Genomic DNA, 13,468 nt, shown 5'->3' on the forward strand with positions numbered 1-13,468 from the left:
CGGGGGCCCCCCGGGGGGGCCGCCCCCGGCCGGGGACACCGACAGACATGTGGGGGGGGGGGGGGGGGGGGGCGCCCGGCCCCCCCGGGGGGGCCGGCGCCCCCCCCCCCGCCCCCCCCCGCGGGGGGGGCGGCGGGCCCCCCGCGGCGGGGGGGGGGGCCCCCCGCGGGGGGGCCCCCCCCACGACGAGGATTACGGCAGGTTCCAGCGCTGGTTGGCGCCACCGTTGCAGGTCCAGACGATCAGTTGGGTGCCGTCGGTGGTGCTGGCGGCGGGGTCGTCCAGGCACAGGGCGGACTGGACGCCCTTGAGGCTGCCGTCGGGCTGCGGGGTCCACTGCTGATTGGTGCCGCCGTGGCAGGTCCACAGGTCGACCGGGGTGCCGGGCGCGGTGCCCTGGCCGACCACGTCCAGGCACTTGCCGCCGAACAGGAGCCGGCCGTTGTCCCAGGTCCAGGTCTGGGCCGGGTCGGCGGTGTCGCAGGTCCGGATCACGGCCTTGGTGCCGTCGGTCGTGGAGCCGTCGGCGGCGTCGAGGCACTTGCCGGTGACGCCGGAGGTGACCGGGCCGGTGAAGGAGCCGCCGCCGGTGCCGGGGGTGAGGGCGAAGGAGTCGAACTGCTGGGTCTGGTAGCCGGTCACGGCCAGGCCGGCCATACCGGAGGTGAACGCGTGGTCGGTGGCGGTGCCGACGGTCTGCCCGTCGATCGCGGCGGTCAGCGTCGAGCCCTGCATGGTGAGGGCGAGGTGGTGCCAGGTGTTCAGGCCGGGTGCGGGGACGGTGCCGGAGGCCAGGGTGGTGAGGTTCCACGACAGGTCGCTGCGCAGGATCGCCCAGTCGCCGGTGTCGCCGAGCCGCAGGTGGTAGGCGTTCAGCCCGCCGTTGTTGCGGCCCTGCTGGTTGACCCGGCCGAGTACCTCGGTCGAGCCCGGCTGCTCGAACAGGGTGTCGGCACCGACCGTGTAGTTCACCCAGCTGCTGTCGCCCGCGATGGTGTAAGGCATGTTGTTCGACTCGTCGGTCCAGCGGATCGGCGAGACGGGGGCCATCTGGCGCAGGCACGCCCCGGTGCGGCCGCCGCCGCAGGGGCCGGTCCGGAAGGCGCCGTTCATGTCGGAGAAGTACTTCGGCGAGGTGGTCGCGGCCGGCCGGTCGAAGTCGTCCGTGTAGGGCAGGTTCAGTGGTGCGGCCGCCGGCGCGGTGGCGGTGCCCTTGCCCTGGCCGGTGGTGGTGGTCACGGTGTAGATGTGGCCGGGCTGCAGGGTGAGGGTGTACGTCCCGTGGGAGGGGAGGACGTCCTTCTGCTGGACGAAGTCGTCGGAGGTGTCGGTGGTCGACAGGTCGGTCGACCACACGTGCACCCGGCCGGTGGACAGGCCGCCGGTGACCGTGAGGGCGACGGTCTGCGCGGCGGTGGCGTCCATGGTCTCGAGCACGGTGGAGTAGTCGGCGCCGTTCGGTGACTTCAGGGTGACGTAGCTGCCGTTGGCCCGGTTGCCGCCGAGGTAGCCGCTGGCCGGATCGAGGTACGTCCATCCCGGCTTGGCGAACTGGGTGGTGTGTGCGGTGGCCCAAGTGGTCTGGCCGACCGAGTAGTTGCCGGACCAGGGCTGCGCCGCCAGTGACAGGCCGTCGGTGGAGAAGAACAGGTTCTGGTAGAGCGCGGCGACGACCGGCCAGTTCATGAAGGAGGTCATCCGGCCGTCGATGTAGTCGCGGTTGATCGCGCGCGCCACCGCCGGGGCTCCGGCGTTGTAGTCCTGCGAGCCGCTCTCGCTGGCCCAGATCGGCTTGCCCAGGGACTGTGCGGCCGCCGTGCTGTTGCAGGTGGACATCGAACCCAGATAGCCGCACGGGTAGTGCATGCCGATGACGTCGATCGCGGAGTTCAGCGCCGGGTCGGCGGCCATCGCGGTGGCGAGGTTCCAGTCGTAGCTGTCCGCGCCGACCACCTTGGTGCCGGCGTGGCCGTTGGCGAGCAGCGCGGCCTTGAGCTTCTTGTACCAGGCGGCGTCGTACTCGCGCTCGTTCCAGCCGCCGAGGTAGTCGATCGGCAGGTGGTGCTGCGCGGCGCAGCCGAACCAGCCCATCAGGTAGTCGACCATGTCCTGGGACCAGAAGTACGGCTTGCCGGGCGCGGGGTTGGCGGGGTCGTCGACGCCGATCCAGCCGGGCGCGCCCCAGGCCAGGCCGTAGAGCTTGATGTCGGGGTTGCGGGCCTTGGCCTGCTCGGCCAGCCACCACTCGTAGCCCTGGTTGCAGTCGACCGCGCCCCGGGTGTGCTGGTAGCTGGGCTCCGCGCCGTCGGTGGAGTTGGTGTCGCCGCCGATCTCGATCTTCAGCGACTGGAGGGAGGCGCCGTACCCGGGCTTGAAGAGGTAGTCGAGGAGCTGGCTGCGCTGCGGCTCGGGGTAGTCGATCAGCAGGCGGGAGTTGCCGCCGCCGCCGGAGGCGGCGCCGATGCCGTCGAAGACCCGGCCGGACTTGCCGCCGTCCACGGTGATCGACGTTCCGGGGGCGGGGGCCGGGGCGGCGAGGGCGGGGGCGGTTGCCTGGGCCGCGACGAGCGCGCCGGACAGCAGGAGGGAGGCGGCGACGGCCGCCCTTCTGAGTGCGCGTCGGGAGACGGCCAGGACGTGGGGGGATCCGCGCATGGGTGGGTGCCCTTCGTGAGTACTCACAAACAAACGGAGTCGAGCAGAACCGAACAGTAGGGCGGTGGTCGGCGTCGGTCAACGAGGTGCTCTGCGGATATTTCCGGACAACTCCCGGGCTCGGCCGGATCGGCATCCGGTGGAATCGTCCTGAGCCTGGAGGCGGCACCCCGCGGAGCGGAGCGGATTACTCCGGGCGCGCCCGTGCGCGCGGGCGCGCGATGCGGTTCCTTCTACCCTAGATGGGCGCTGAGCTGCGCATCCACCCTTCGAGGAAAGGATCCGGGTACTCAGTAAAAAGATCCTTATTTCGTAGGTAGTGAATTGTCCGGAGACTTCTGCGAGGCCACTCTGTAACGGATGGATATCGCCCGCGATTCGAACGATTGCGGCCTCTTGACGGGCGGGTGAACCGATGGTTTTCCTGTGATTCACCACGTTTGAAAGTGGTGAACTCTGATCGGTTGTGTTGCATCCGGTCGGCCTCCCTCAGCCACCCAGGAGCCGCTCCATGTCCCCCGCCCGTTCCCGCCTGCTCGCCTTCACCTCGCTCGGCATCACCGCCGCCCTCGGCCTCACCGCCTGCTCCACCGGCCAGGAGTCGACCTCCGGAGCCGCCCCGATCGCCCCGGTCAGCGGGAAGGTCTCGATCACCTACCTGCAGAAGCAGGGCGACCAGGAGTACTTCGTCGGTGAGGCGGGCGGCGCGAAGGCGAAGGCCGCCGAGCTCGGGGTCGACCTGAAGGTGGTCAACCTCGGCAACGACGCCAACAAGACCGTCAGCGAGGTGCAGGCCGCGATCGCGCAGAAGAGCAACGGCCTGATCGTCGTCGTCCCGGACCCGGCGGTCGGCCCGCAGGTCGTGCAGACCGCCAAGGACGGCAAGGTCGCGCTGCTCACCTCCGACGACCAGATCTGCACCACCGGCCCCGCCCCGGCCTCCTGCGGCAAGGACCAGCTGGTGCCGCGGATCGGCTTCTCCGGCGAGCAGATGGGCGGCGAGGTCGGCAAGCGCGCCGCCGAGGAGTACCGGAAGGCCGGCTGGAACCCGGCCGACACCCGGATCATCTCCGCCTGGAAGCAGGACGTCACCGTCTGCGGCGACCGGGTCAAGGCCGCCAAGGCCGCCTTCAACTCGACCGTCCAGGGCGTCCAGAACATCGACGTCGCCACCGACAACACTCCTACCGGCGCCCAGGACAAGGTCGCCGCCACCGTCACCGCCAACCCCGGCGTCAAGCACTGGGTGGTCTGGGGCTGCAACGACGAGAACGTCCAGGGCGCCGTCACCGCCCTGCAGAACGCCAACGTCAGCCCCGACGACATCGACGGCGTCGGCCTCGGCGCCTACCTCGCCTGCAAGGACTGGAAGTCCGGCAAGCCGTCCGGCATGAAGGCCGCGCTCTTCATCAATGGCAAGGACGTCGGCGCCCTCGCCGTCCAGACCATGTACGACAAGCTCAAGAACGGCAAGGACTTCCCCGCCGAGGCGTTCGCCCCGACCAAGATGGTCGACGCCGCCACCTGGCAGACCGCCGGCGTCTCCTGCGGCTGACCCCCCGGCCCGGGCCGGCGCGGCCGACCTCCGCACCCGGCGCCGCACCGGCCCGTACCACGCTGCCCGCAGGGGCGCCCCGCACTTGGAACTGCCCGCTCCGCAACGCCAGTTGAGGCCACGATGACCACACCCAGCCGCTCGCCCGCCGCACCCGCCGGCCTGACCGCCGAGAACATCGGCAAGAACTTCGGCGCCGTCCAGGCGCTGAACGGCATCGACCTGGACTTCCCGCCCGGCCGGGTCACCGCCCTGATGGGCGAGAACGGCGCCGGAAAGTCCACCCTGCTGCGCATCCTGACGGGCGATCACCGGCCCAGCGAGGGCCCCTCTTTGAAAACCGACGGTTCAGCGGTGCTCGGGGTTCTCGAAGTCGAAGCGGCAGCCGGCGTCCCACTCGGAGCGCTGGTTGCCGTGCGCCGGATGCCGCCCGCGTCCTTGAGCATCCTCGCCAGGTGCAGCTGGTTCCACGTCATGAACGTGGTGTTGCGGCCCACGTCGGTCGGGAAGAACACCTCGCCGTCGATGGGGGTGCGCACCTCAATGCGGTGGCCACGGAAGGTGTAGGTGCCGGTCTGTCGGCCGTCGACGGGCGGCGACATGTCGCACAGGGTGTCGCCCTGGCCGAACGCCGGCGTCACGGTGGGCGGCATCGGCGGGAGGACGCCAGTGAGTCGTGCCGAGCGGCGGCGGGAATGCGTGCTGGCCGTATGCATCCGTCCGCTGGCAGCAGCCCGGATCACGAGCCGCGGCACCGCTGTGCGAATCGGGAACCGTTGGGGCGACATGTCCGTCTCAAGGTCCGGTCGGTTATGGTCAGCGGAAGTTCTACCGACATTGGGGGTGTCGATGGGCGTCGTACTGCCCGACGAACTGGCGTGGGTCCTCGATCTGATCGGGATCGACTGGCCGAACGTCGATGAGGACGACTACCGCGAAATGGCCGATGCTGTACGGCAGTTCGCGAGCGAGATTGACGATCACCGGACGGACCTGCAGCAGGCCGTCGAGCAGATGGCCGGGGAGAACGCGGGCGCTGCCGTGGACGCCTTCCAGGCGCACTGGGGGAAGGTCAACGGCACGCACATTCACCAACTCGCCGAGGGCTGCCGGTTGGTGGGCACGGTGCTGGACGGTGTCGCGGTGGTGATCACCGGGGCGAAGGTCGCGGCCATCGTCCAACTGGTCGTCCTGGCTACCGAAGTGATTGCCGCTCAGGCCGCCGCGCCGTTCACCTTCGGACTCTCCGAGGCGGGCGCGATCGGTGCCACACAGGCCACCCGGGTGATCGTCCGCCGGCTGCTCAAGGAGGCCGAGAAGCAGATCATCGACCAGTTGATGTCCGTGGCCACCGGGCCGATCGTCAGCGCGCTCGGCAGCATGGCGGGCGAACTGGTGCTGCAGCTCGGCGAGGAGGCTCTCGGCATCGGCGACGGCGTCGACCTCGGCCGGGTCGGCCAGGCGGGTCAGCAGGGCTTCAAGGACGGCGTGGACGACTCGCTGGGACAGGTCGGGATCAACCGCGGTACGGGGGCGACGGCATGAGCGACGGTTTCCAGCACAACCACGAGGAGACGGAGAAACTCGCCGAGCACTTCAAGGCCGGGTCCTCCAAGCTCCTCTCCTCCGGCGACACCCATCTCGGGCGGGCCCGGCACCACTTCGGCCGCACCAAGGGCCGCGGCGGCTTGGCGCGCGCCGCGGAAACGGGCGTCGAGCAGCTGATCGAGAGCATCACCAAGGGACAGCGGACGCTCGGCAAGCACCTGAACGACGTCGGCACCGGTCTGAAGAAGACGAGCGCCAACCACCGGGCCCACGAGCAGGAACTGACCCGGACTCTGAGCAGCATCGCGGGCGGGAAGACCACCCCGAAGGGCCCGGGCGGCGGCAAGCCGAGCTACGCCTCCGTGCTGGGCGGCGGCAACGGTACCAACGCACCCAAGCCGGGCCCGCCCAAGCCGGGCCCGCCCAAGCCTGGTCCGCCCAAGCCCGGGCCGAGGCCCGGGCCTCCGCCCATGCGGCTCAACAACACCAAGCCCAAGGTGCAGGGCAAGCCCCTGACGACCCGTCCGGCCAAGAGCGACCCGGTGGACATCGCTACGGGCGACGTGCTGTTCCCGCAGACCGACGTCGGCCTCGACGCCGCGCTGCCGCTCGTACTTTCCCGCACCCACCTGTCCAGCTACCGGCTCGGCGGCTGGTACGGCCCGAGTTGGGCGTCCACGCTGGACCAGCGGATCGAACTCGACGGAGAGGGCGTACTGTTCGCCGCCGAGGACGGCATGCTGCTGAGCTACCCGGTGCCCGAGCCGGGCGGCGCCGTCCTGCCGGTCGAGGGGCCGCGCTGGCCGCTGCACTGGGACAGCACCCCAGGTGGCGAGATACGGATCACCGACCCGCACAGCGGACTGACCCGACACTTCGCCGAGCCCGCGGGCGGCCCGGGCCCGCACGCCCGGGCGGCCGGCACCCTGCAACTGCCGCTGCGCGCCCTCACCGACCGCAACGGGCACCGGGTGGAAGTGGTGTACGGCAGCGGCGGTGTCCCGGTCGAGGTGCGGCACAGCGGCGGCTACCGGATCGGCGTGACCACCGAGGGCCCTCGGATCACCGCGCTTTCCCTGCTGCCCCGCGAAGGGGTCGCGGGCGAGCCGGTCGAACTGGTCCGGTACGGCTACGACGGCAACGGCCGGCTGGCGACCGTCACCGACTCCTCCCGGCTCGCCACGAGCCTCACCTACGACGGCTCCGGCCGGCTCACCGGCTGGACCGACCGGGTCGGCTACCACTACCGGTACGTCTACGACCGGGCCGGGCGCTGCGTCCAGACCCGCGGCGACGGCGGCTACCTGGACGCGGTGTTCAGCTACGACGACGAGCAGCGCGTCACCACGATGACCGACGCGGTCGGCAACCGGACCGTCTACCAGTTCGACGAGGCGGGCCGGCTCGAACGCGAGACCTCCCCGCACGGCGCGGTCGCCACGTTCCAGTGGGACCGGTACGGCAGCCTGCTGTCGCGCACCGACCCGCTCGGCCGCACCACCAGCTTCAGCTACGACGAGGCCGGCAACCTCGAAGTCTCCACCCTGCCCGACGGCACCACCAGTAGCGCGCGCTACAACGAGCGGCACCAGGTCACCGAGCTGACCGCGATGGACGGCGCCCGGTGGCGCTACGAGTACGACGAGCACGGCAACACCGTCGCCACCGTCGACCCGATGGGCGCCCGGACCGCGTACTCCTTCGACGAGCGCGGCCGGCCCGTCGCGGTGACCGACGCGCTCGGCAACACCAGCCGGGTGACCTTCGACGCGGCGGGCCTGACCACCTCGCTGACCGACTCCACCGGGGCTGCCAGCCACAGCACCCGCGACGCGTTCGGGCGGCTCAACACCGTCACCGACGCGCTCGGGAACACCACCTCCTTCGGCTGGACCCTGGAGGGCCGCCCGGCCTGGCGGCAGGACCCGGACGGCGGCCGGCACGAATGGACCCACGACGCACAGGGCCGGGTGATCGCGTACCGCGACCCGGCCGGCGGCGTCACCCGCGCCGAGTACGGCCCGTTCGGCAAGCTCACCGCCCGCACCGGCCCCGGCGGCGAGCGCTACAGCTTCGAGTACGACGGCCAGTTGCGGCTCACCGCCGTCACCAACCCGGTCGGCGACCGCTGGACGTACCGGCACGACCCCACCGGCGGCGTGATCGAGGAGACTGACTTCGCCGGCCGCACCGTCCGCTACGAGCGGGACCTGACCGGCGTCCTGACCGCCCGCACCAACGCCGCCGGGCAGCGCGTCGAGTACGTCCGCGACGCCCAGGACCGCACCGTCGAAATGCACGCCGACGACCGGGTCACCCGGTACACCTACGACGGCGCGGGCCGGGTGCTGACCGTCGGCGACGGGACCACCGGGCTGAGCCGCCGCTACGACCCGACCGGGCGGCTGATCGCCGAGGAGTGCGAGGGCCGGGTCAGCACCTTCTCGTACGACCTGCTCGGCCGCCGCACCGGCCTGCGCACCCCCGCCGGCGCCGAGTCGCACTGGACGTACACACCGATCGGCCTGCCCGAGACACTGACCGGGACGGGCGGCGCACTGCGCTTCCACTACGACCGGGCCGGGCGGGAAATACGGCGCGAGTTCGGCAGAGTGGTGTTCGACCGCAGCTACGACACCATGGACCGGCTCACCGGCCAACAGGTCGGCGCGGATGGCCGGTTGGTGAGCGGTCAGAGCTACGCCTTCCGCCCCGGCGGCGCGCTCGCCGAGACCACCGACCACCTGCTCGGCGCCCGGACCACCGGCTTCGACGGCCAGCACCGGGTCACCGAGCTGACCGGCGCGAACTGGCGCGAGGGCTACCTCTACGACCCGGCCGGCGAGCTGATCGGCCTCCAACTGCCGGGCGCAGGCGACGAGTCCGGCGATCTCACGGTGAGCGGCGGCCGGCCGAGGCAGGCCGGGCGCACCTCGTACGAGTACGACGCCCAGGGCCGGCTGGTGCGCCGCACGCGGCGGCTGCTCTCCGGTGGCGAACTCACCTGGCAGTACACCTGGGACTCGCACGACCAGCTCATCTCGGTCGCCCTCCCCGACGGCTCGCTCGCCCGGTACCGCTACGACGCCTTCGGTCGGCGGCGGGCGAAACAGTTGCTGGCCGCCGACCGGGCTACCGTGCTCGACGAGACGCTGTTCACCTGGGCCAACGAACGGCTGGTCGAACAGGTCCGGACCCGCGCCGACCGGCCCGGGCAGCAGGTCACCGCCTGGGAGTGGACCCTCACGGGGCAGCGCCCGCTCACCCAGGCCGACTGGCTGCTGCCCGCCGCGGACGCCCCGCAGCACGAGATCGACCGCCGCTTCCACGCCATCGTCACCGACCTGGTCGGCTCCCCGACCGAACTGGTCGACGAGCACGGCGCCGTGGCCTGGCAGCAGCGCACCACGCTGTGGGGCCGCCCGCTACCCGGCGCGATCGAGAACGTCGACTGCCCGCTGCGCTTCCCCGGGCAGTACCACGACGCCGAGACCGGCCTGCACTACAACGTCTTCCGGTACTACGACCCGGCGACCGCCCACTACCTCAGCTCCGACCCGCTCGGCCTCGCCGGCGGCCCGAACCCGTACGGCTACGTTTCCGACCCGCGCCGGATCTCCGACCCGCTGGGCCTCGACCCGGACCTGATCGACCTGTACCACGGCACCACCCACAAGGGTGCCACCGGCGTCGAGCAGAACGGCATCAACCCTCAGCACAGTCCCCGCCCGATGGACTTCGGCCACGGCGGCTTCTACGTGACCGACGACCCCAAACAGGCCCACGACTGGGCCCGCAAGCAGCACATGCGGTACCCGGACCAGGGCGGCCCGGCCGTCATGCACTTCCAGGTCTCCCGCTCGGAGTTGGAGACGCTGAACGGGAAGCGCTTCAACAACGATCAGGAGCTGGCCGACTTCATCGCCCACCACCGCAACGACCGCTACGGCAACCGGATGCACAACCACGACAACGTCGAGGGCAAGATGCTGCTCAACCTCGTCCCGTGGCAGCGGGACAACAACACCCCGATGCGGCTGAGCGGCCATCAGATAGCGTTCTACCAGCAGCCGGGCGTCGACCTGCTGTCCAACGGCTACGCAGGAAGGCACCGACGATGAGCGAGTTCCTCATGGAGGCGGACGAGGGGATGATGGAGTTCTTCTCCCAGATCGCCGACGTGCTCCAGAGCTTCGGCATCTCCCGGGCCGAGGCCGTGGCCCGGGTGAACCGCGCCTGGGGAAACGAGAAGTTCGATCCCTACCCCGACCTGATGTGCCACGAGGACGCCGACTACTGGGCCTACGGCCTCTACTACGACAACGGCAAGAACGACGGCACGTCGGTGCCGTACTGGGAGGACAACCCCGACCGCAGCACCTGGCAGATCGTCCCGCCGCCGCCCGCCGACTCCCCGGCCTGGACACTGCCCCGGGAACCGTAGCCGCAAATCCCTTCGCCGGGGCGGCTGCTACCACAGGAGCCGCCCCGTGAGGCCGGCCGGCAGGTGCCGGCCTCGCACAGGAGCCGATTTAGACGTCGTAGAACGTCTCGATCTGCGCGCCCAGGGAGTTCAGACGCATTGCCAGGTCCTCGTACCCCCGGTTGATCACGTACACGTTCCGCAGCACCGAGGTGCCCTCGGCCGCGAGCACCGTCGCAGCGCCGCCATGTGCGGCTCCACCGTCCGGGTGCCGAGGTCGCAGCCGCCGGCGTAGGGCAGCTTGAACCGGTCGAAGCGGTGCATCAGCGGGCGGAGGAACATGATGATGCTGCGCGTGCGGCGCGCGGCTTCCAAGTCCATCGCGTCGAGGTCCAGCTCGGCCGGCGGTTCCAGTTCGAGGTCGCTGCCGTCGTTGATCCAGCGGGCGCGGACCCCGATGCTGGTGAGCACCTCGACGATCCGGTCGATGTGTGTCAGCCGCACCTGCCCCGACTCCAGCCGGGACACGTAGCCCTGCGTCAACCCGGTGATGTCCGCAAGCTCGTCCTGGTGAAGCTGGAGAAGGTCACGCAGGCGTTTGCTCAGCCCGCCGAAGTCCAGTTCGGCGAGGCTGACGCGCACCAGCGCGTCGCGCCACTCATCGCACCATGCGTCCGCGCGCCGGCCCGGGACCGTCCGCCGTTCGACGGACGGTCCGGCGTGCCGTAGCGACAAGAGGACAATCCGTCAGGCGGCGCTCAGTGAGAAGTAGTTCTCCTCCTCCTGCGCGAAGTGCAGTTGCAGGACGGAGTGCAGGCCGTAGAGGCAGGCGCGCAGGTCGTCGTGCTGTTCGGGGGCGAGGGCGCCGGTGGGTTCGGCGTGGGTGAGGTGGGTGGTGATGCGGTGGGCGAGGCGGTGGATCTCGGTGTGGGTGCGGCTCATGGTGGCGGTGGTTTCGGGGCCGCCGAGGGCGTCGGCGAGGGCGGGGTAGAGCTCGTGTTCCTCGGCCTCCTCGTGCGGGAGGAGCCGGGTGGTGAGCAGGTGGTCGACGTGCCGGACGGCGGCGAGGGCGTCGGCGGAGCCGGGGTCGGCGGCGGTGAGCCGGTCGGCGGCGTCGCGGACGGCTTCCAGGACGTCGCGCAGGTCGTCGTGTTCGGCGGCGAAGCGGCGGACCAGTTCTTCGGTGTCGGCGGTGATCTCCGGTCCGACGCCGGGCCCGGGGCGCAGGGCGCGCAGGGCGTTGAGGATGACGGCGATGTCGATGAGTTCCTGGAGCAGGGCGCCGGCGGCGGGCGGTAGCAGGCCGAATCCGGCGAAGCCCATGGCGACGAGGGAGAGCAGCATGCCGCCGAGCGCGGACTGGACGGCGATCCGGCGGGAGCGGGTGGCGATCTGGGCGGCGTCGGCGAGGCGGTCGACGCGGTCGGCGGTGAGGACGATGTCGGCGGCTTCGGAGGAGGCGCTGGCGCCGCGGGCGCCCATGGCGACGCCGACGTCGGCGGCGGCGAGCGCGGGGGCGTCGTTGACGCCGTCGCCGACCATGACGGTGACGGCGCGTTCGCGTTCGGCGCGGACGGCGGCGACCTTGTCGGTGGGCGACTGACGGGCGCGGACCTCGTCGAGGCCGACCACGGCGGCGATTTCGCGGGCGGGTTCGGGGCGGTCGCCGGTGATCATGACCAGCCGGGTGACGCCGGCTCCGCGCAGGCGGCGGACGGTGCGCGGGGCGTCGTGCCGGACGGGGTCGCGGAGCAGGACGGCGCCGATCGGCCGGTCGTCGACGGCGACCCAGGCGACGGCGGCGCCGTCGAGCGCGGCGCGGTTGTCGGCGGCGCGGGCCCAGGCGGGCAGCTGCGAGGTGTCGCGTTGGCCGACGGTGGCGGTGCTGCCGTCGGCGAGGGTGGCGCGGGCGCCGTGGCCGGGCTGCTCGGTGACGTCGTGGACGGGGGGCAGGGTGAGGCCGCGTTCGGAGGCGGCGGCGATGATGGCTTCGGCGAGGACGTGCGGCGAGTACTGGTCGACGGCGGCGGCGAGCGCGAGGACCTCGGCGGGGGTGCGGCCGGGGGCGGTGGCGATGTCGAAGGCGCGGGGGCGTCCGGTGGTGAGGGTGCCGGTCTTGTCGAGGCAGACGGTGCGCGCCCGGCCGAGGGTTTCCAGCGCGGCTCCGTCGCGGACCACGACGCCCTTGCGGGCGGCGCGCGAGATGCCGGAGACGATGGCGACGGGTGCGGCGAGCAGCAGCGGGCAGGGGGTGGCGACGACCAGGACGGCGACGGCGCGGACCGCGTCACCGGAGATCAGCCAGGCCAGGCCGGCGGCGGCGAGGGCGAGCGGCAGGAACCAGGCCGCGTAGCGGTCGGCGAGGCGGATGACGGGGGCGCGTTCGGCGCCGGCCTGCTGGGTGAGGCGGACGATTTCGGCGTAGGTGCTGTGTTCCTCGGTGGCGGTGGCGCGCAGCTCGAAGGCGCTGCCGGCGTTGACGGCGCCGCTGCGGACGGGGTCGCCGGCCGCGCGGGCGACCTGGGCGGATTCGCCGGTGAGCACGGATTCGTCGAGGACGGCGCGGCTGCCGGTGATCCGGCCGTCCACGGGGACGGTTTCGCCGGGGCCGACGATCAGCCGGTCGCCGATCCGGATGTCGGCGAGCGGGACGGTCTCGGTGGTGTCGCCGGTGCGCCGACGGGCGGTGCGGGGGGCGTGCCGGAGCAGTTCGCGCAGGTCGCGGGTGGCGCGGCGTTCGGCGGCTGCGTCGAGCCAGCGGCCGCCGGAGAGCATCAGGGCGATCAGCGCGCCGGCCAGGTACTCGCCGGTGGCGAGGGTGCCGACCAGGGCGAGGACGGCGATCAGGTCGACGCCCGCCCGGCCGCGCCGCAGGGCCTGGACAACCCACATCAGGGCGGGGGCGATGGCGGCGGCGGTGGCGACGATCCAGCACTGGTCGGCGAAGCCGTGGGCGCCGGCGGCCCAGGCGATCAGGCCGACGGCGGTGGCGACGGCGACCGCGCCGAGCAGGACGGGTTCGATGCCGCCGCCGCTGAGCAGCTGTCGGGCGCCGCCCTGTTCGCTCGGCGCGGTGTGCGGTGCCATGGGGGTCTCCTCCGTCGGCCTGCGGTTTTCCCTTCCAGTGCACCTCGCTCCGCCCGGTCCGGCCAGGGGCCGATCGGCCCGGGCGGCCGGGCCACAAGATCCCGAGATCCTGGGGCGGGTGGGCCGGGCGGGGTAGGTTCGGGGTGTTGGTGTTCCCGTCCGGTGTCCCGCGGTGTCCGGGGGCCGGCGTACAGAGGGCA

Annotated in this window: 6 protein-coding genes and 3 pseudogenes; 5 read left to right on the top strand and 4 right to left on the bottom strand. The window is 71.9% G+C overall.

Annotated elements, in window-relative coordinates:
• Positions 1 to 192 precede the first annotated feature (192 nt).
• Positions 193 to 2,655 carry a ricin-type beta-trefoil lectin domain protein gene (locus ACFYS8_RS18865; RefSeq protein WP_387642627.1) on the bottom strand — a complete coding sequence of 821 codons (2,463 nt, stop codon included), beginning with the start codon at positions 2,653 to 2,655 and terminating at the stop codon, positions 193 to 195.
• A gap of 511 nt (positions 2,656 to 3,166) precedes the next feature.
• On the opposite strand from ACFYS8_RS18865, the gene ACFYS8_RS18870 reads away from it, so the two are divergent.
• Positions 3,167 to 4,210, top strand: coding sequence for a substrate-binding domain-containing protein (locus ACFYS8_RS18870; RefSeq protein ID WP_387642628.1), 1,044 nt, complete (start codon positions 3,167 to 3,169; stop codon positions 4,208 to 4,210).
• A 123-nt stretch (positions 4,211 to 4,333) separates the two neighbouring features.
• Positions 4,334 to 4,528 (top strand): annotated as a pseudogene (locus ACFYS8_RS18875) (ATP-binding cassette domain-containing protein); the annotation flags it as partial.
• A gap of 30 nt (positions 4,529 to 4,558) precedes the next feature.
• On the opposite strand, the pseudogene ACFYS8_RS18880 reads toward ACFYS8_RS18875, so the two are convergent.
• Positions 4,559 to 4,701, bottom strand: a pseudogene (locus tag ACFYS8_RS18880) (flavodoxin family protein); the annotation flags it as partial.
• Between the two features lie 178 nt (positions 4,702 to 4,879).
• Between ACFYS8_RS18880 and ACFYS8_RS18885 the strand changes: the two are divergent.
• Genes ACFYS8_RS18885 through ACFYS8_RS18895 form a run of 3 tightly spaced genes read left to right on the top strand, consistent with a single transcriptional unit; the run spans position 4,880 to position 10,202 of the window.
• Entirely contained in the window at positions 4,880 to 5,755 is an 876-nt protein-coding gene (locus ACFYS8_RS18885; protein WP_387642629.1) for a WXG100 family type VII secretion target, read from the top strand.
• A complete protein-coding gene (locus tag ACFYS8_RS18890) occupies positions 5,752 to 9,879 on the top strand; it encodes an RHS repeat-associated core domain-containing protein (protein WP_387642630.1) in 4,128 nt (1,375 codons plus the stop codon). The genes ACFYS8_RS18885 and ACFYS8_RS18890 overlap by 4 nt, the downstream gene beginning before the upstream one ends.
• Positions 9,876 to 10,202, top strand: a complete 327-nt coding sequence (locus ACFYS8_RS18895) for a hypothetical protein (RefSeq protein WP_387642631.1) — start codon at positions 9,876 to 9,878, stop codon at positions 10,200 to 10,202. Before ACFYS8_RS18890 ends, ACFYS8_RS18895 begins: the two co-directional genes overlap by 4 nt.
• Positions 10,203 to 10,412: 210 nt before the next feature.
• On the opposite strand, the pseudogene ACFYS8_RS18900 reads toward ACFYS8_RS18895, so the two are convergent.
• Positions 10,413 to 10,823: pseudogene (locus ACFYS8_RS18900) on the bottom strand (helix-turn-helix domain-containing protein); the annotation flags it as partial.
• A 105-nt stretch (positions 10,824 to 10,928) separates the two neighbouring features.
• Positions 10,929 to 13,268, bottom strand: a complete 2,340-nt coding sequence (locus ACFYS8_RS18905; RefSeq protein WP_387642632.1) for a heavy metal translocating P-type ATPase — start codon at positions 13,266 to 13,268, stop codon at positions 10,929 to 10,931.
• Positions 13,269 to 13,468 lie beyond the last annotated feature (200 nt).

The organism is Kitasatospora sp. NPDC004615 (genome assembly GCF_042873545.1).
In the GTDB taxonomy this organism is placed as follows: Bacteria; Actinomycetota; Actinomycetes; order Streptomycetales; family Streptomycetaceae; genus Kitasatospora.

What these genes read in the sequence shown, in the direction of transcription:
- ACFYS8_RS18895 (WP_387642631.1), top strand. Translation starts at nt 9,876, where the DNA reads ATGAGCGAGTTCCTCATGGAGGCGGACGAGGGGATGATGGAGTTCTTC.
- ACFYS8_RS18865 (WP_387642627.1), bottom strand. Translation starts at nt 2,655, where the DNA reads ATGCGCGGATCCCCCCACGTCCTGGCCGTCTCCCGACGCGCACTCAGA.
- ACFYS8_RS18905 (WP_387642632.1), bottom strand. Translation starts at nt 13,268, where the DNA reads ATGGCACCGCACACCGCGCCGAGCGAACAGGGCGGCGCCCGACAGCTG.
- ACFYS8_RS18870 (WP_387642628.1), top strand. Translation starts at nt 3,167, where the DNA reads ATGTCCCCCGCCCGTTCCCGCCTGCTCGCCTTCACCTCGCTCGGCATC.
- ACFYS8_RS18890 (WP_387642630.1), top strand. Translation starts at nt 5,752, where the DNA reads ATGAGCGACGGTTTCCAGCACAACCACGAGGAGACGGAGAAACTCGCC.